General features: G+C 51.7%; 19 protein-coding genes. 7 read left to right on the top strand and 12 right to left on the bottom strand.

What is annotated here, in order from left to right:
* The first annotated feature begins 147 nt into the window (after nt 1–147).
* A complete protein-coding gene (locus IPM31_05710) occupies nt 148–2835 on the top strand; it encodes a hypothetical protein (GenBank protein ID MBK9006473.1) in 2688 nt (895 codons plus the stop codon).
* Between the two features lie 297 nt (nt 2836–3132).
* On the opposite strand, the gene IPM31_05705 is transcribed toward IPM31_05710, so the two are convergent.
* Nucleotides 3133–3516 carry a single-stranded DNA-binding protein gene (locus IPM31_05705; GenBank protein ID MBK9006472.1) on the bottom strand — a complete coding sequence of 128 codons (384 nt, stop codon included), beginning with the start codon at nt 3514–3516 and terminating at the stop codon, nt 3133–3135.
* A gap of 154 nt (nt 3517–3670) precedes the next feature.
* Complete coding sequence (locus IPM31_05700; protein ID MBK9006471.1) at nt 3671–3877, bottom strand: hypothetical protein; 207 nt, start codon at nt 3875–3877, stop codon at nt 3671–3673.
* A 77-nt stretch (nt 3878–3954) separates the two neighbouring features.
* Between IPM31_05700 and IPM31_05695 the strand changes: the two genes are divergently transcribed.
* The 3 genes from IPM31_05695 to IPM31_05685 all read left to right on the top strand — a co-directional run bounded on the left by IPM31_05695 (nt 3955) and on the right by IPM31_05685 (nt 5584).
* On the top strand, nt 3955–4785 hold the full coding sequence (locus IPM31_05695; GenBank protein ID MBK9006470.1) for a pantoate--beta-alanine ligase: 831 nt from the start codon (nt 3955–3957) through the stop codon (nt 4783–4785).
* A gap of 78 nt (nt 4786–4863) precedes the next feature.
* On the top strand, nt 4864–5205 hold the full coding sequence (locus IPM31_05690; protein ID MBK9006469.1) for a nucleotidyltransferase domain-containing protein: 342 nt from the start codon (nt 4864–4866) through the stop codon (nt 5203–5205).
* A complete protein-coding gene (locus IPM31_05685) occupies nt 5177–5584 on the top strand; it encodes a HEPN domain-containing protein (GenBank protein ID MBK9006468.1) in 408 nt (135 codons plus the stop codon). Before IPM31_05690 ends, IPM31_05685 begins: the two co-directional genes overlap by 29 nt.
* A 46-nt stretch (nt 5585–5630) precedes the next feature.
* Here the strand turns inward: IPM31_05685 and IPM31_05680 are convergent, their stop codons facing one another.
* From IPM31_05680 to IPM31_05655, 6 genes are all read right to left on the bottom strand, one after another.
* Nucleotides 5631–6527 carry an ROK family protein gene (locus IPM31_05680; protein MBK9006467.1) on the bottom strand — a complete coding sequence of 299 codons (897 nt, stop codon included), beginning with the start codon at nt 6525–6527 and terminating at the stop codon, nt 5631–5633.
* A complete protein-coding gene (locus IPM31_05675; protein MBK9006466.1) occupies nt 6515–7759 on the bottom strand; it encodes a PD40 domain-containing protein in 1245 nt (414 codons plus the stop codon). Before IPM31_05675 ends, IPM31_05680 begins: the two co-directional genes overlap by 13 nt.
* A gap of 84 nt (nt 7760–7843) precedes the next feature.
* The gene (locus tag IPM31_05670) at nt 7844–8107 is read right to left on the bottom strand and encodes a cyclic-di-AMP receptor (protein ID MBK9006465.1); all 264 of its coding nucleotides are present in this window, start codon (nt 8105–8107) and stop codon (nt 7844–7846) included.
* 72 nt (nt 8108–8179) lie between these two features.
* On the bottom strand, nt 8180–8512 hold the full coding sequence (locus IPM31_05665) for a cyclic-di-AMP receptor (GenBank protein ID MBK9006464.1): 333 nt from the start codon (nt 8510–8512) through the stop codon (nt 8180–8182).
* 126 nt (nt 8513–8638) lie between these two features.
* Complete coding sequence (locus tag IPM31_05660) at nt 8639–9796, bottom strand: Fic family protein (GenBank protein ID MBK9006463.1); 1158 nt, start codon at nt 9794–9796, stop codon at nt 8639–8641.
* A gap of 95 nt (nt 9797–9891) precedes the next feature.
* Nucleotides 9892–10260: a DUF2283 domain-containing protein gene (locus tag IPM31_05655; protein ID MBK9006462.1), complete on the bottom strand. Its 369-nt coding sequence runs from the start codon at nt 10258–10260 to the stop codon at nt 9892–9894.
* 270 nt (nt 10261–10530) lie between these two features.
* Here IPM31_05655 and IPM31_05650 point away from each other — a divergent pair, with 270 nt between their 5' ends.
* Nucleotides 10531–10899, top strand: coding sequence for a hypothetical protein (locus IPM31_05650; GenBank protein MBK9006461.1), 369 nt, complete (start codon nt 10531–10533; stop codon nt 10897–10899).
* Between the two features lie 28 nt (nt 10900–10927).
* The gene (locus IPM31_05645; protein ID MBK9006460.1) at nt 10928–11164 is read left to right on the top strand and encodes a hypothetical protein; all 237 of its coding nucleotides are present in this window, start codon (nt 10928–10930) and stop codon (nt 11162–11164) included.
* A gap of 31 nt (nt 11165–11195) precedes the next feature.
* Here the strand turns inward: IPM31_05645 and IPM31_05640 are convergent, their stop codons facing one another.
* Nucleotides 11196–11426 carry a hypothetical protein gene (locus tag IPM31_05640; GenBank protein MBK9006459.1) on the bottom strand — a complete coding sequence of 77 codons (231 nt, stop codon included), beginning with the start codon at nt 11424–11426 and terminating at the stop codon, nt 11196–11198.
* A gap of 82 nt (nt 11427–11508) precedes the next feature.
* Between IPM31_05640 and IPM31_05635 the strand changes: the two genes are divergently transcribed.
* A complete protein-coding gene (locus IPM31_05635; protein ID MBK9006458.1) occupies nt 11509–11745 on the top strand; it encodes a DUF433 domain-containing protein in 237 nt (78 codons plus the stop codon).
* A 59-nt stretch (nt 11746–11804) separates the two neighbouring features.
* Here IPM31_05635 and IPM31_05630 read toward each other — a convergent pair whose 3' ends face one another.
* From IPM31_05630 to IPM31_05620, 3 genes are all read right to left on the bottom strand, one after another.
* Entirely contained in the window at nt 11805–12533 is a 729-nt protein-coding gene (locus IPM31_05630; GenBank protein ID MBK9006457.1) for a phage Gp37/Gp68 family protein, read from the bottom strand.
* A 59-nt stretch (nt 12534–12592) separates the two neighbouring features.
* Nucleotides 12593–13693: a three-Cys-motif partner protein TcmP gene (gene tcmP / locus IPM31_05625; GenBank protein MBK9006456.1), complete on the bottom strand. Its 1101-nt coding sequence runs from the start codon at nt 13691–13693 to the stop codon at nt 12593–12595.
* A 95-nt stretch (nt 13694–13788) separates the two neighbouring features.
* Nucleotides 13789–16155: a hypothetical protein gene (locus IPM31_05620; GenBank protein MBK9006455.1), complete on the bottom strand. Its 2367-nt coding sequence runs from the start codon at nt 16153–16155 to the stop codon at nt 13789–13791.
* Nucleotides 16156–16491: the final 336 nt, after the last annotated feature.

The raw sequence follows: 16491 nt of genomic DNA, 5'->3' as shown, positions 1-16491 counted from the left end.
TTCTGCAAGGTATGCCTATGAATAAAATGACTGGATTGTTAGGTTCTGGCAAAGCCCCTGTAAACTACCGTGGGACGGGTAAATGATAAATTATATCCATGCGTTTGCTTTATCTTTTTTTATTTCAGTTTTGGAGAGTTTCTTATCATGAAGCATTTGTCTTTTTATTGGCGCGGGCTGATCTCGGTCTCGCTCGCGCTCCTGTTCGTGGCGATCCCCGCGCAACAGGCAGTCCTCGCAATCTGTTCGCCCTCCGCAACCTCAGGCAATAACACCATCACCTGCGATGGCGCCGATGACACGGTGGATGCCCTCGCAGGCAACGATACCGTCAACGGCGGAGGCGGGAACGACTCGCTGGTCGGCGGCGCGGGCAACGACACCCTCACCGGCGGCGCAGGAAACGATTCTCTCGCCGGGGGAACTGGCAACGACACCTACGCCTTCGACACCGATTCAGCCCTCGGAACTGATGCCGTCACCGAAGCCTCAGGTGGCGGGACGGATCGGCTCACCTTCTCCGGCTCTAACAACGATGTGACCGTCAACCTCGCCACGACGGGCAACCAAACCGTCAATTCCAACTTGACGCTTAACCTCACTTCGACACAAGTTGAAAATGTCACCGGTGGGAATGGAAACGACGCCATCACCGGCAACACATTGAACAATTCCCTCTCCAGCGGAAATGGAAACGATACACTGACCGGCGATGCTGGGAATGACACTCTAGCGGGTGGCAACGGGAATGACACTCTCTCCGGCGGCGCGGGCAACGATTCTCTGACAGGCAATGCCGGAAACGATTCGCTCACTGGGGATTCCGGCAACGATACATATGCTTTCAACACCAACACCGCGCTGGGAACGGATACGGTCACCGAAGCCTCGGGCGGCGGGACAGACACGCTTAATTTCACCGGCTCCAACAACGCCGTGACGGTTAATCTGGCGACCACGGGCAATCAAACCGTCAACTCCAACCTGACGCTCAACCTCACTTCGGCGCAAGTTGAAAATGTCACCGGCGGAAACAACGGCGACACCATCACCGGCAACACCTTGAACAACACCCTCTCCGGCGGGAATGGAAACGATACGTTGAACGGCGCCTCAGGAAATGACGCGCTGACCGGCGGCGCGGGCAATGATACGCTCATCGGAGGAACTGGTAACGATTCCTTCGCCTTCGACACTGATTCCGCCCTCGGCACAGATACGGTCAGCGAATCAACGGGCGGCGGGACGGATCGTCTCAACTTCGCCGGCTCAAACAATGACTTAACCGTCAACCTGGAAACGACCGGCAATCAGACCGTCAATTCAAACCTGACGCTCAACCTCACTGCCGCTCAAGTTGAAAATATCACCTCAGGTAATGGCAACGACACCTTGACCGGTAACGCCCTCAATAATGCGCTTTCGGGAGGCACTGGGAACGACACCATGACCGGCGGCGCAGGCAACGACACGCTCATAGGCGGCACAGGCAACGACACCTATGCTTTCAACACCAATACATCTCTCGGCGCCGACACGCTCACTGAAGCCGTCGGCGGCGGGACAGATTTACTCACGTTTACCGGTTCCACCAACGATATGGCGGTAAATCTCGCATTGACCGGCAATCAGACGGTCAACTCCAACCTGACGCTTAACATGACTTCCGCGCAAGTTGAAAATGTCACCGGCGGGAATGGCAACGATACGTTGACCGGCAACAACTCGAACAACACGCTCACCGGCGGAGACGGAAACGATACCCTCGATGGCGGCGCGGGCAACGATACGCTCACAGGCGGCGATGGGAATGACACGCTCAAGACCGGGTCCGGAGTGGACACGCTTGATGCCGGAGCGGGCGACGATGAGATCGTCGTCACAGGGACCAATGAAGCCGGCGATACCGCTGACGGGGGCGCGGGCGTCAACGTGTTCAAGTTTAGTGTGGGCGCCACCGGCATCCTGAGCCTGACCTCCAACGGTGAAGACACCCTCGATTTCAGCCTGTTTGGAAACTCCGTTACCATTGACTTGAGCAATTCCAGCCAACAAGATGTGGGCGGCGGTTTGTTGCTCACGCTCAACGGTTGGTTCAAGAACGTAATCGGCTCCGGCTCGGACGATCAGATCACCGGGAACGATGTGGATAACAACCTCGACGGCGGTAACGGCAACGACACTCTCAATGGCGGGAACGGAAACGACGCATTGAACGGCAACGCCGGCGACGATCAACTCGATGGCGGAGCGGGAACCGATTCCCTCGACGGAGGAGCAGATTTTGACACCGTGCAAAATTACAACGCCGAAGATTCGCATACCAACATCGAAAGCGGACTCCCCACACCTGCGCCAGAAGAGCAGAACACCGAGAAATCATCCAACACAACGGACAAGGGAAATTCTTCTGAAATACTCTTGATCGAATGGGGACAAGAGTTTACCCTGCCCTGCGCCTCGAACGTTGTTGACGCTGTCACGAGAGACGGACATTGGCTCCGCTTTACGGGATTATGCGGATATTCCGTCCTGCTCAATCCCGTAGATGTTTCTCAATTGCAAAACGGAGTTGATAGCCTCGGCACACCCCTCGGAGGCGTTTCCGTCACCTTGTTGCAACAGGGCAAGATCGTGAATGAACTTCCCTTTGGAAGCAAAGTGGAACTCACCTTTGAAATTCCCGCTGGCTTTGATGGCAATGCTTCGTACACGGTAGAGGTTCCTTCTACCAGCGACGCAGAATGGACCATGATCCCATTGGTTTTGGTTGATGATACCCATGCTCGTATCACCCTGCAATCTACTGGCACATATGCATGGTTTTCCCGCTGAGTCGAAGGCGAAGAAATAAAGAAAACCATTGAACCGCGAAGAGCGCAAGGCGCCCTAAGAAATCTTGGCTCTCCCGTAATTAACGGGAAAGAGCCTTAACACGAAGGACACCAAGTACACAAAGGGGGGAAAGAGCCTTGATTTCACAGGTTTTTCCTTTGTGACCGTCGTGTCCTTTGTGTTTGAAAAGAGTTATCCCGTTATAAACGGTAGAACCGAAATCTTTTAAACTTTGCGTTCTTAGCGCGCTTAGCGGTTAAAAAAATTGACGACCCTTTCAGGTCGTCAATTCTTGTTTTACGCCTCGTAATCTGCGGCTTCTTCTTCCACCGTCATTACGGGTTCATCGCTGGGTTTACGGTCGAGCATCTGCATCGTGAGCGCAACCACCTTGGTGAAGTACTTGGTCTCGCCTTTGTCTTCGTACTTGTCGGTCTTCAAGCGACCTTCAATGTAGACGAGACTTCCCTTCTTCAGGTATTGCTGGCAGATCTCGCCGAGCCGTCCCCATGCTTCCACGTTGACCCATTCCGTGTATTCCTTGCTCTCGCCATCCTTGCCTTTCCAGCGGTTATTGACGGCGATGCTGAAATGAGCCACTTTCTTCCCCGTAGGGGTGAACTTGCTTTCGGGATCCTTCCCCAGGTTGCCAATCAACTGAACTCGGTTTAGCGCTGGCATGTCTCCCTCACTTTCTGTGTGGTAGGTCTTTTAGATGCTTGTGTGCGTGTCATGTTAGTCTCCTTTTTTATCTAAAAGTATTTGGTTGTGCGCCCAACCCCGCGGGCTGAGCGTTGAATAAACAGGGTTATACTTCGATGAACCCTGCGTCTTCCTAGCTGGCGGTTGCCTTCTTGAGGACGAGCATGCCCGTCTTCATCTCAGCGACGGTGTAGCCTGCGGGAACGGCGTCGAGCGCTTCGGCTTCCTTCAATTCCTTCGAGAAGTAGAAGAGGGTGCGTTCCTTGCCTGTCGAAGTCAGCGACTTCTTGGTGTGCAGGAAGTAGGTATTGCCTTTTGAGTTGGTGTATGAAAAAGCCATTTGAGTCTCCTTTGACTGATTTGTAGGCTAAGTTTAGCACAGATTTTCTACTCCTGTCAACAAGGGAAGTTACGGATATGCGAACAGTCTCTACACTGGATGAACTAAGGGAAACCCGCCTCTCTTTCGACGGGACGGTTGGTCTGGTCCCTACGATGGGATTCCTCCACGACGGGCATCTCTCGCTCATCCGCCGCGCAAGGGACGAGTGCCAGCGCGTCGTGGTCTCCATCTTCGTCAACCCGACTCAGTTCGGACCGAAGGAAGACCTCGCCAAGTATCCCCGTGATTTAGAGCGTGATTTACACCTGATCGAGCCGTTCACCGACCTTGTGTGGACTCCGTCAGCGGAGAGCATGTATCCTACGGGCTTCCAGACGTGGGTGGAGGTCGAAGCGATGACCCGTCCGCTCGAAGGGGCGATGCGACCAGGTCACTTCAAAGGTGTGACAACCGTTGTGGCTAAGTTGTTCAACGCCGTCCAGCCGCACAAGGCATACTTCGGTCAAAAGGACGCGCAACAAGTTGCCGTCATCCGCCGAATGGTGCGCGATCTGAATTTCCCCGTCGAGATTATCGTTTGCCCAACGACGCGCGAACCTGACGGCTTGGCGATGTCGAGCCGCAACGTGTACTTGGGCGCCGACCAACGCAAAGCCGCGACGGTGTTATTCCGTTCGTTGAGCGCGGCGAAGGAACTGTATGAGGCAGGCGAGAGGGATGCAGAGAAAGTAAGAGGAAAGATGAAAGAGGTGTTGGCGAGCGAGCCGCTGGCTGAACCACAATACATCTCCTGCGCCGATTACGACTTGCTCGAAGAGTTGGATGTGATTCGAGGAAAGACATTGCTCTCGATGGCAGTCTTCATTGGCAAGACAAGGTTGATTGATAATTTTGTGTTAGGATGAAAGTTATGTTGTCCCGCAGTTGAACTGCGGGATGATCTATACTACGGGATATCCTTGCGTGCTATAATTTCAAAAAACATGAAAAAGATACCTGTTGCTTTGCGAAAAGAAGTGGTGGAACGTTTGGTGAATGAGTTTCAACCTGAAACCATTTACCTCTTTGGTTCACACGCTTGGGGCGAACCTCGATCGGGTAGCGACATGGATCTGCTTGTGATCGTAAAGAATAGCCGCCAAAAACCCATCCAGCGGGCGGTGCGGGCACAGCGAAGCTTACGGGGCGTGAAGGCGCCTGTGGATGTGTTGGTGAAAACGCGGAGTGAATTCGAACGATTTGTTTCGGTGAAGGCTTCGTTAGAAGCGCAAATTACGCGCGAAGGCAAACTGCTGTATGGACGCGAAACGCACACTCACGCGTAAATGGGTGATGAAAGCGCGGCGCGATCTGCTGTCCGCGAAAAAACTTGCGCGCGGCAAAGACTCCTATTTAGATACGGCAATCTATCATTGCCAGCAAACAGCGGAGAAGGTCATCAAAGGCTGGCTTGTTTACCACGACCTCTCTTTTGAAAAGACACATGATTTGCGCTTACTGGTAACGATGGCATCAGAAGTGGAGCCAAAGTTCACTTCGTGGTTCGATGTTGCTGAACAAGTCTCACCATACGCGACAGCGTATCGCTATCCTGGGGAAACTCTGGAGCCAACTGAGGAGGAATATCAAAAGGCATATAAAGCGGCGAGCGAATTCTATCAATTTGTTTGTTCGCTATTGCCTGCTGAAGTTAGCGCTCCATAATGAAGAAAACCTTGCGAAGGTTGTGAACCTTCGCAAGGTTTCTTGTTCATGCCTTTTGCGCCAACGCGATCGCGCCTAACACTCCCGAACGAGTCCCCAGCGCGGGTGGGACGATGTACGCGTCAATATTTTCCGCGACTGCCGATGATTGTACATATTTGTTCAAGATTGTTTTCACCTGATCGCGGATCATGGGGAATAGAAACTTTTGCCCTGAAACTCCGCCGCCGATGATGATGCGTTGAGGAGAAAGAGTCACGATGAAATTTGCGAGAGCCAGCGCGATGTAGCGCGCTTCCAGATCCCAAGCGGGATGTTCAGGCGGGAGCGTTTCGCCTTTTTGACCCCAACGTTTTTCGATGGCGGGACCCGACGCCAGCCCCTCGAAACAATCTTTGTGAAACGGACAGATTCCCTCAAACGGATCACGCGATTTGTCATGCGGGATGCGGATGTGTCCCATTTCGGGGTGGAGGAGTCCGTGCAGGAGTTTGCCGTTGACGAGTCCGCCTCCGCCGATGCCTGTGCCAATCGTCAAGTAGATGAACGTGTCCAAGCCTTGCGCGGCGCCCCATGTCCACTCGCCGAATGCCGCGCCGTTGACGTCGGTGTCGAAGGCGATGGGAATGTCGAATGCGGATCGTATCTTGCCGACTACGTTGAAATTCGACCAGTGGGGTTTTGTCGTCGGGAGGATAAAGCCGAAGGTGGGCGAGGCAGGCTGAACGTCGGCAGGACCGAAGCACGCAATCCCCAATGAAGAGAGTCTGCCAAAATCCGCTTCGGCTTGTTGGAAGAATCGAATCGCTTTATCCAGCGTTGCGTCTGGGGTTGTGGTGGCGAAGCGCTCCTCGCGGCGAATGTCGTCGGGAGAGGTTCCCACGACGCAGTTGAATTTTGTGCCGCCGCCCTCGATGCCGCCGAAAAGTTTTACGGACCCCATTTGAGTTGCTGACCGAACGGCGCGAGCGTGAGGAAGCCCGCTTCGGCGTGCGTGTAAAAAAGTTCGAGCGCGCCGCCTTGATAAATTTGATCGGAGGGCGCGATTGCCGCGATGACAAAACTGGCGTCGGGCGCCCAGAGGGCTTCGTTCATGAGTTCAAAGGTTTCGGGCAATAAGACCGTTCTGCCCGTTACGCCATCGGGAGCCGAGCGGACAATTTGCAACGGCGCGCGGCTGACGAACTCCTCGGTTGCAGGCGCATTGGCAAAAAAGTAATACAGTTGACCGTCGGGCGCGAGATACGGATTCGAAGCGAGGTTATAACTGCCGCCCGATTCGGTAGGCAGAAGGGTGATCATATTCCCGCTGGACGCGTCTATCCGCCACAGACCGGAGCCAAACATCCCAACAGACGAGACGCCCGCATATAACGCCGAACTATCCCAAGCCCAGCCTTGTTCGCCACAGCAGACTGCCGCGCCGTCTTCACCATTCACAGGCAGGAGCAAATCTGCGGCAGGGTAATAGATTCCAGACGAGACGCCGTCGCTGTTTGGAATGGCGACTGTAATGAGGATCATCATTCCATCGGGTGAGTATCGTTGCGGGACGTACATTTGACCGGGTCCAAGACCGCCGCTGATGTCGCCGGTCACGTTTTCCAACACCATATTGGAAACGCCCGTTGACACCGCATATAGAACCAAGCCTCTATGCCCGAAGGCAATCGTCTGCCCGTCCGGTGAAAAGGCGGGGTTGTTGATTCCCTCGGCATATCGGTAATCCGGGTCCACGGGTCCGCCATCTACCAGCACACGCCGGCCTGAACCATCGGCATTGATGAGCAGTAATTGATTGTTCGACACATACACAACGCTTCCGTCTATACGAGAGACGTCATAATGACCGACGGCGCTCGGCTCGAACGTGATCTGCGTGGTTGTCTTTCCGTCGGTTTCGAGTCGAAAGACTTGCGCGATGCCCGCGTTGTCATTGTTGACGAAATAAAGCGAGTGTGGAAGTAAGCCTGCTGGTTGCGGCGTTGGAGAATCGGGAGACACGGGAGTCAACGCCTGCATGGTGGATGCGACTACGGTGGCGACTTGATCGCTCGATGAAGGCGGTTCCGTCGCGGACGGGGGGCTGTCTGCGCCGTTCGAGGGGACTCCGCACGCGAGGATGGATAATACGAGAATGATGATCGCGGTGAAAATGCGTATGCGTTTATTCATAGATAACCTCAACATGGATTAGCCACAGAGCGCGCAGGGAATTTGAGATTTTTCTCTGAGAACTCTGTGGCTAGGTTTAACTTCTTATACCTGCTCGAACTTCTCTACAGGGACAACGAACAACGTGGCGCGTTTTTCGTCCGATGTGGATTTGCCCATCTTCTCGCGGATCAGCGCGATGGCAGAGTCGACACGGTCGTCGTCCACGCCGAGGAGCAGGGTGACGACTCCACTGCGGAGGAATCCGCCCGTGGAGGCGACGCGCGTGACGCGATAGTCCGCCGTGGTGAGGGCTTGCGTCACGTGGTCCGAGTCGCTGTCTTTGATGATGAGGATGATCATTTTCATGGGATAACTCCTATCGCGTATAGTCGGCGTTCTCTAACGCCGATGGCGCGTTAGAGAACGCGCCCTACGCATCTATATTTCTTCAAATCGTTCCACAGGTAACGCGAAGATCGTCGCGCCGCCGACGGTGACGGGGACGGGCGCGGGCATCGGCAGAGGCGAGCCTTCGAGCGGAAGAGTGAGATATTCGATCCGCTGGCGGCACGAGTCCTCGAGCGCTTTGATCGCCTCTTCCTCGCGTCCTTTGTGCAGACCGATGAGCAGGGTCGCGTTGCGCCGACCGAGGAATCCGCCCGCGCTGGCGAAGAACGCCACAGGCACGTTCAATTTTTCGAGGGCGCGTGTGGCAGCTTCGTGGTCTTGTTCCTGCACAACGGCAAGCATGAGATGTTTGATGTCGTTCATGGGGACCTCCACATCCTGAAACGTTCCGCAGGTTGGGTTGACTCAACTTGATCCTGCGAAAAAACCTGCGGGCGGTGTTCTATATCAACAGTATACAGGATAGTTGCGAGATGGCAAGCCGAACACTCAGCCGACTGGCTCTTCAATCGCTCTCAATAGTTCATTCGCGCGGAACAGCCGATAGCGCGATTTGCCTGTGATCTCGGTTAATATCTTAGCCTCTTGCATTTTGGCGATATATCTTTGAGCGGTTTTGAAATCTTTTACTTTCAACGCGGTCTGCGCTTGTGAGATGGTGACAATGGGATGCCCGATGAGAAAATCCACCAATTGTTGGAGTTGAGCGGTCTTGCGTTCAGCCGCAAATTTCGAATAGTATGTTTCCCGTAAGGTTTGCAATCTCTGAATACGGATGGTCGCGTCACGCGATTGGTCGCGCACGCCGACCAGAAAAAATGTGAGCCATTCCTCCCATTTGCCCTGCTGACTGACCCCAAGCAGGCGGGCGTAATACTCGCTTCGATGTCTCTCGAAGTAATGGCTCAAATACAGCAAAGGCTGAGGCAACAATTCCCATTGGCATAACAGAAGAACGATGAGCAGTCGCCCCACGCGCCCATTGCCATCAAGGAAAGGATGAATCGCTTCGAACTGATAGTGAATCAACCCAACCCGCGCGATGGGCGGAATATCCGAAGGCGCGTGGATGTATCGTTCCAGTCGATTGAGCGACTCGAGCATCTCATCCACAGGAGGCGGCACGTAAGGAGCAGACTCAAGCGTGCTTCCCGCAGGGCCGATCCAGTTTTGTGAGCGGCGGAATTCGCCAGGCGTCCACAGGTCGCCGCGCACGCCATTCATCAATTGCTCGTGCAATTCACGGATCAATCGCAGGCTGACGGGCAGTGTGTTCAATCGCGCTATTCCATGATCGAGCGCGGACACATAATTATGGACTTCTCTCGCATCAGACTTGGGTTGTGTGGCAGGGACTCCCGCTTCGTATTGATAGATTTCCTCCAAGGTGGCTTGTGTCCCCTCGATGCGCGAGGACATGACCGCTTCCTGCCTGATGAATGAACTGGTCAGCACGTGCGGCGCGGGGAAGGATTTTCCGACCGTCGAAAGTTCCGCCAGCGCGCGTTCCGCTTCGCCAGCCAGCGAGACGAGTCCCGCGGTCCAGTTTAGGGCGGGAGGCAGAGACGCGGGGATGAATGCCCAATATCCCTTTGGGCTTCGGATTGCCTGTCCTGCGGCGGGGGAGACGAAATCTTGTGGATTCACGGGTTTATGCCAATAAAAGGCTTTCTTATTGGCATTATAAGCCTAAAATGCCAATAAGGGATTTCCTTATTGGCATTTTGAAGGAATTTTGCTAATTACGCGGCTTGCGATGCTGGAAGATGAAGAAGTGTGATGGGAATCGATTCGGTAAAAGATGGGGTGTACGTTGAGAGGGACAGAATCTCCCTCACTGGCGAAGTTCCCAAAATAGAGAGAACAATTTCGCGAGTTTCATCGGATAACTGCGTCAGCCCCGTGAGCGGAAAACTGCGCGGACCGAAATCCGCCCGTTGAACGAGGACAGAATAATTCAGGAGGGTGACGCCAACCGCCTTACGCTTCTCCTTGTCAATGCGGAGAAGAATGTGTTCATTCAGTTCGACGCCAGTTGCCTTCTCGCTTGGGGCGAATGAAATATACAAAGTATCGCTGGTTTCGTCGTAATTTGTAGTTGGAGTTGTCATGGTGTTACCCTATTTCTTCTAAACGGCGAAGACGACAAGCAAGGAAGTACATGGCTTTACAAAAGTATACAGGATAGTTGTGAGATGGCAAGTGTCCAATCGTTATTGGCGTTTTGCCGATTGTTACCCGAAATCACATTAAGATGGTGGCAAAAGGGGATAATGTTGCAGGGATATTTTCAGCACAAATTAACATGCTATACTCACTACGGTTGACATAAAAATTCAGCGTTTATATCACGGCTTTCCAAATTGGAAGGAGGTAGAAAAATGAATCAAATGAAATTAGGCGATTTCATCGCACAAACTATTTTAGAGATAATAAGTGGGGTGTCACAGGCACAGGAACTCGCGAAGAAAAAAGGTGCGATTGTTAATCCACAACATCTTCAATGGGACGATGACATAAAGGGATATAAAACTTTCATAAGTGATGATGAAACAGACGAGCAGCCGCTGGTTACACAAATTGACTTTGATATTCTCCTAACCATAGGAGAAGATGATAAATCACAAGGCGGAATAGGAATATTTGCCGCATCACTAGGCTTAGGCGTGAAAGGAGAAGTCAAGGAATATTCGGAGTCCGTGAATCGAATAAAGTTTCAAATTCTAGCTAAACTTCCACAACAATCATAACAATACCTTTGAGTCCACGGAGGCACATATGAACGATTCGACTGGTCCATTCATAATACTTGGAATACTTGCTCTAGTAGCCATTCTAAAAGGTCAGTTTTGGGCGTTTCTTTCCATGGCAGCAGGGACTTTTATAGGAATCCTGCTTGGTATGAATTTTGAAGATGATCTTTTGGGATTTCTACTTATTGGTGCTGTGATTTACTTTGTGGGTAAATTCATCGGAAATGCAATAACTAGACGAAACACCGAATCTAAGCCCTAATTCCAGAAACTCCGCCCTCAGTACGAACTTTCTATCTACCCTCGCGCACCGCTCGAACCTCAGCATCAATATCCTCTTGTGTAATGTTGAGTTTCTTCGCCCGTGCGCGCACGCGTTTCAAAGATCGTTCGAAACGCTTTTTGATTTCATCGCTATCTGCCAACCCCAGTTTGATGAATCGAATATATCTCAACACATCGCGTAAGCGCGTCTCTGGCAGAGTTGAGATTTCACTCAAAATAATTTTCTCTAATTCGGTCATTGCATGTCTCTCGAAAATTATACCCCCAAGAAACTACACCTCGCACAAAGAGGTATAATCACCACAACGCAAGGAGCACCGCATGAGAATTGACTGGCACAAATTTATCTCCGTTGACCCTGAGATTCATCACGGCGAACCGTGCATCACAGGGACGCGAATTCCCGTTTCGATGATCGTCGGAAGTGTTGCGGACGGCATGTCTTTCGATGAGATCATTGATTCATATCCGCAGTTGAACAAGGAATCGGTGAAGGCGGCGCTTGCTTACGCGGCGGATATTGTCCGTCAGGAAGTTTTTCTGCCCTTAGCGGGGTAACAGGATAAATAAACGAATAATGACCAATGAAAAAAGGCGGTTCATCACCGCCTTTTCTTTTATGCCCTCGCCAAATTTATATCCACAGGCATCTGATCCCAAGTTCTTCCATCGAGTAATCTGCCTGTCTTTTTCTTCTGCACCCCGCCCCATTGTTTGAAGAAGAAAGGTACTTTTGCTTTCAAGCATTGGTCGCGGATATTAACAACCCATTCTCTTTCCAGCGGACGCGCGCCTGGTCCCGATTCACCGCCAACAATGACCCAATTTATTCCCTTCAAATTCATTTTCGATATCGGACCAATCAACGGCTCAACAGATAGAAACTTTATCTTTGCTCCAGTTTTCCGCAAGTCGTCAATTCTAAAAGTGTACTTTTCGTTTTCAACACTAACACCCATCCAAATATTGTCAGTCCATTCTAGGTAAGGGCTAAGTTCAGCCAAACGTTCAGAGCGTTTCGTCAAGACCTGAAACTGGTGCCAATGAGCGCGTTTCATCGTATCAAAGACGCGCTGAATAAATTCCAAAGGTACGTCCTTGTGGAATAAGTCGCTCATTGAATTGACAAAAATAACCTGAGGGGTCTTCCATTCCAATGGCTTTTCAAGCACATGCTCGTGCATGGTCAACTTGAAACCATTGACATAGTTGGGTTGATTCATTGCTTGAAGACGTTTCGCCATTCTTTCGGCGTAGCAGTACTTACAGCCAGGACTGATTTTCGTACAGCCAGTTAGCGGATTCCAAGTGGATTCTGTCCACTCGATCCGAGATTGGGTAGCCATTTCACCTCCGTGAAAAACAATATTTTAATTCAATTATAGTATAAATGTTCTAAAAAACATTAAAAGTGGATTATTACGCCTTCGGGAAATGAACCTTTTCTTCTCTTTGTTCCATCAGTTTTAATGGCATCAACTGATATTTCATTCCCGTTTTCTAAATTATTCAGCGCTTTTCGGGCTTGGGATGAAATATAAGGTGTTTCATCCTCAACAAATGAGATGATTTTCCCAGCAGATTGTGTTGTTCCAATGAACCGCCTTTTTAATTCTTGTGCTAAATTATCAGACGGATCAAGTTCAAAAAGAACTGGTTGATTTGGGTCGGTGCGATCAGAAAATCTATATCCGCTTTGATTATCCACATTCCAAAATGCTTCTTTCATTTTCGCGTGTCCGAGAGGATGATTACTTGCAAAGAACAGATAATAAATGATTTTGTTTCGATGATCACGCATTTCAAAATATCGCACAAATTTAGCGTGTTTATGAAGTTTGTCCTGATAAAGTTGCCGAAAAGCTAAAACACGGTCTTGAGTATTAACAACCTGATCAATTTCCGAGTCGGATGCTCCAAGCAGGTCTTTGATATGTTGACGATCAACGGGGGAAGGATGCAATGCAAATCGATTTACGTAGTCAATCATTATGTTTATGAAGACTTCAGTTCTTTGGTTTGCTAAGAGCCTTTTTACTAAAGCAAATGGTGCCCCTTTGAATCCAAAAGGGTCAATAAAAGCGAAAGTCGGGGCTAGCCGATGTCCATCTCGCTGTATCTTATCAAGAATCTCTGTGAGTGTATTTTCAAACTCATTAACCCTGCACCAAACATGAAAATTGCTTGGAAAGTTACCAGGTTTCTTCAATAACGATATTTCATTTTCTAGATGATGAATACGATCCCCCCGCTCGTCAACGAACAAAAAAACCACTTCTGAATTTGCTAACACAGGTTGCTTCAATGCTTCTTTTAGCGCAATGATGGGGGAACCATCCTCACCCGCAAGATATTTTCCTGGTCCACAAAAACCATCAATATAAACAATACGAGGAATTTTCGACCCGAGAATTGGGAACCATGCACTCAAATACCTTTGCAATATTTCATGCTTTGCTTTTGTATGAGGCTCAATTTCCCAGAGTGTTTCGTTTGGTTTTGTCATTTTTTATTTCCCCAGTCGATGGGTTTTATACAATTTTATACCAAAAGAATCAAGATTGGGATGATATCTTCCCGATCTCCAACCATCCAAGTCACCTACACCTCCACCACCGCCGACTCGCCTCCCTCCACCGTCACAGACTTGCCATTCGCGAATACAACTTCCGTTTTCTTCTGACCTCGAATTACTTTCAAGCCTTTGAATTGGATCGTCACATCCCAGGGGAAGGGATTTTCGCCTTCGAGTTTTACGCGCGTGGGTGAATGGATTTCAACTCCTAAAATTTTCAAAAATAAACCGACGGGCGCGAGTCCGCTGAGGGCGTTGCGTTCGCCGATGCCTGTGCCGCGCTCGGCGTGGTAGCGCGCGTGGAAGGCGCGATTCAGTTTCAGGCTTTGGATGACCGCCGTCATGTTGTGCGCGAACAGCCGCGCCGCGTCCGCGCGGAATCCGTATCTCAGCAAGCCTTCGCACACAAAAAGATTCCAAGGGAGATGAACCGATTGCGAAACGGTTTCCGCTTCGGGTTGAGTCAATGAAGGGCAGGCAGGCACTCCATACGGACGATAAAAACGTGACGCGTCCAACAGCGCGCGCCCGATCATGTGTTGCGCGCGCGCCTCGTCTGGCGCTCCCGCCCACAACGGCGCGAACAGCGTGTGATCTTCGGTGGTGTAATCGAGCGTGCTGATGATGACCGTGTCCTCATCGCTGAGTCCGCGCACCGAAACCTTCGCAAGTTTCGAATATGTTTTTTTCGTGGTGTACATCGCGCCGCCACTGCGCCATTGATAGTCGCCGCTTTCGATGATCTCGTCGGCGGGCTTCGTGGAAAATTGATGAATGCGGATCTGCGGACGCTTCGCCGCCGCGCTTTGGGTCTGGATCTCCACTAGCAAGCGGATCTGTCCCTCGAACTTGATCTTCGTCACCGCCGTCCCCGAGCCTTGTTGCCTGACGAGAACTTTCCCCGCGAGACTCAACCCCGTGCCGCGTTCGCGGTAGTGATACAAACCCGTCCGCGCCTGCCACGTGGACTCGATGGACGCGCGCAGTTTCGCGGCTTGCTCGTGAAGTAACGTGAGCGAGTTATGTTCTTCGAGTAATTCTGCTATTTTGATCAAACACGCGGCTTCGTTGTAGAGCATCGCTTCCAGCGCGGGGCTGTGGACTTGCGAGATATTCACTCCCAACGACCATTCATGCCACTGATCGAACAGCGGATTATCTTCAAAGCCCGTTTGCAAAACATGTTTCCATTGCGGGATGCCGTCGCGGTCATCGTCGTATTCGGGCGAGAACCACGACCAGAAAAATTTTTGCAATTGCGAGAAAACGTGTTTTAGAAAATCTTTGTCTTCATTTCTTTCATATAGTTTCCATGCAAGGCTGGCAAACAACGGCGCGGAGAGATACCGTCCGCGTTGACCCGCCAAGCCGATCTTGCCGTCTATCGCGCCGTCGTCATTTTGAACCGCGAGAAAATTTTTCAACAAATCCTGCGCGGCTTGCGAGGCGGGCAAAACATCCGAAAGATAATACGCGTCGAAGGGAGATTGTCCGTTCCACGAGGCGGGGTAGTCGGTGCCGTCGCCTTTGGGCGAGTAGCCGTTGTCAGGTCCGCGCGAAGAGACGAACGAAGGGTTCGGCAAATGTTCGTTCGGAGGGAAGAATAATCCAAACGCGGTAGATTGACTCAACGCGAACGCCGCGTCCCATTCTTTGTCGGCGGTGCGGATGTCAATTGTCTGACTCGCGTTGAGCAGTTCGAGCCGCGCGCGTTCGGCTTCCCACGGACGCGCCGCCGTTTGACGCGCGAGTTCAAAGGAGGTCTGCAACCGATCCGTCGCGGCTTGAGTCCACGTGAGTTGACGCGTCGCGCCTGGACCAAGCTCAAGGTCGAGAAGAAGCGAGGGATGAGGTCCCGCGCCGTGAGCGGGTCCGCCCGTCATAAAGAGGACGGGGAAGAGTCCGCCTGTTTGTCCTCCGAGGATGTTGACCATCTGCGCCTGCGCGGCGGACATGCTTTGCCCGTCTATCGCGACCAGCACCGCGCAGAGTTCGAGTTTTATTTTTCGATTCGCGTTGGATTTGTTGGCAACCGTGACGCGCCCACACACCGCGTTGGATTGTGGAACCCAGTATTCGGTGGATACGTCAATGTTGGGTAATGGCGAGTAGTCAACGATGAGGAAGTTTGGATAAAAACGGCGAACGGTGGGCGGGAGCGCGAACGCTTTCGGGTCGCTGACGGATTTTTTGCCTTCGCTGAATCGGTGGAAGATGCGCATCGCTTTGGCGCGCAAGCCATACGTGGTGTGAAGCGCAAGCGAGGCTGGCTCTGCGCCGCCGAATTCGAGTTCCCAGATGTGATCGTTGAGGTAGTCGGGGATGGAGAGACGTGAATCCGCCGCGAGGGTGAGGCAAAGCGGGTCGCCAGTGGCAAGTGACCAATCGCGCATAGGGCGGTATTGTAGTGTGAGAAGGGCGGGAGGTCAAAGGGTATAATTTAGTTGGGTAGTTTTGGTAGTTGGATAGTTTGTTAGTTGTGTAGTTTGATGGTCAAGTAGTTCCGCGCGCTGAGCGGAGGGCTAAGCCCGAAGACGAAGCATCGCGGGACGTATCGAGACCACCCGCTTCAAAAGAAATTCGGTGGTTGAGTAGACCTGCGCGATCGTCGCAGGTCGTATCGAAACCACAGCTAGGCATAACAAATTTTGTTACAAGATGTATTCTTGAATACCTGTGGTCTCGATACGCGCCTTCGGCGCACTCGACCACCGAAGTAAGAATCAAAG

Origin of the sequence: Candidatus Defluviilinea gracilis (genome assembly GCA_016716235.1) — a bacterium.
GTDB classification, from domain to species: Bacteria; Chloroflexota; Anaerolineae; order Anaerolineales; family Villigracilaceae; genus Defluviilinea; species Defluviilinea gracilis.
Note: the sequence above shows the minus strand (reverse complement) of the source record. Positions and strands in the feature narration are given on the sequence as shown.

Excerpts from the sequence above, each read along its gene's own strand:
- tcmP (MBK9006456.1), bottom strand. The coding sequence starts at position 13,693 with ATGACAAAACCAAACGAAACACTCTGGGAAATTGAGCCTCATACAAAA.
- IPM31_05645 (MBK9006460.1), top strand. The coding sequence starts at position 10,928 with ATGAACGATTCGACTGGTCCATTCATAATACTTGGAATACTTGCTCTA.
- IPM31_05665 (MBK9006464.1), bottom strand. The coding sequence starts at position 8,512 with ATGAACGACATCAAACATCTCATGCTTGCCGTTGTGCAGGAACAAGAC.
- IPM31_05620 (MBK9006455.1), bottom strand. The coding sequence starts at position 16,155 with ATGCGCGATTGGTCACTTGCCACTGGCGACCCGCTTTGCCTCACCCTC.
- IPM31_05670 (MBK9006465.1), bottom strand. The coding sequence starts at position 8,107 with ATGAAAATGATCATCCTCATCATCAAAGACAGCGACTCGGACCACGTG.
- IPM31_05675 (MBK9006466.1), bottom strand. The coding sequence starts at position 7,759 with ATGAATAAACGCATACGCATTTTCACCGCGATCATCATTCTCGTATTA.
- IPM31_05705 (MBK9006472.1), bottom strand. The coding sequence starts at position 3,516 with ATGCCAGCGCTAAACCGAGTTCAGTTGATTGGCAACCTGGGGAAGGAT.
- IPM31_05655 (MBK9006462.1), bottom strand. The coding sequence starts at position 10,260 with ATGACAACTCCAACTACAAATTACGACGAAACCAGCGATACTTTGTAT.
- IPM31_05650 (MBK9006461.1), top strand. The coding sequence starts at position 10,531 with ATGAATCAAATGAAATTAGGCGATTTCATCGCACAAACTATTTTAGAG.
- IPM31_05635 (MBK9006458.1), top strand. The coding sequence starts at position 11,509 with ATGAGAATTGACTGGCACAAATTTATCTCCGTTGACCCTGAGATTCAT.
- IPM31_05630 (MBK9006457.1), bottom strand. The coding sequence starts at position 12,533 with ATGGCTACCCAATCTCGGATCGAGTGGACAGAATCCACTTGGAATCCG.
- IPM31_05690 (MBK9006469.1), top strand. The coding sequence starts at position 4,864 with ATGAAAAAGATACCTGTTGCTTTGCGAAAAGAAGTGGTGGAACGTTTG.
- IPM31_05680 (MBK9006467.1), bottom strand. The coding sequence starts at position 6,527 with ATGGGGTCCGTAAAACTTTTCGGCGGCATCGAGGGCGGCGGCACAAAA.
- IPM31_05695 (MBK9006470.1), top strand. The coding sequence starts at position 3,955 with ATGCGAACAGTCTCTACACTGGATGAACTAAGGGAAACCCGCCTCTCT.
- IPM31_05710 (MBK9006473.1), top strand. The coding sequence starts at position 148 with ATGAAGCATTTGTCTTTTTATTGGCGCGGGCTGATCTCGGTCTCGCTC.
- IPM31_05640 (MBK9006459.1), bottom strand. The coding sequence starts at position 11,426 with ATGACCGAATTAGAGAAAATTATTTTGAGTGAAATCTCAACTCTGCCA.
- IPM31_05685 (MBK9006468.1), top strand. The coding sequence starts at position 5,177 with ATGGACGCGAAACGCACACTCACGCGTAAATGGGTGATGAAAGCGCGG.
- IPM31_05700 (MBK9006471.1), bottom strand. The coding sequence starts at position 3,877 with ATGGCTTTTTCATACACCAACTCAAAAGGCAATACCTACTTCCTGCAC.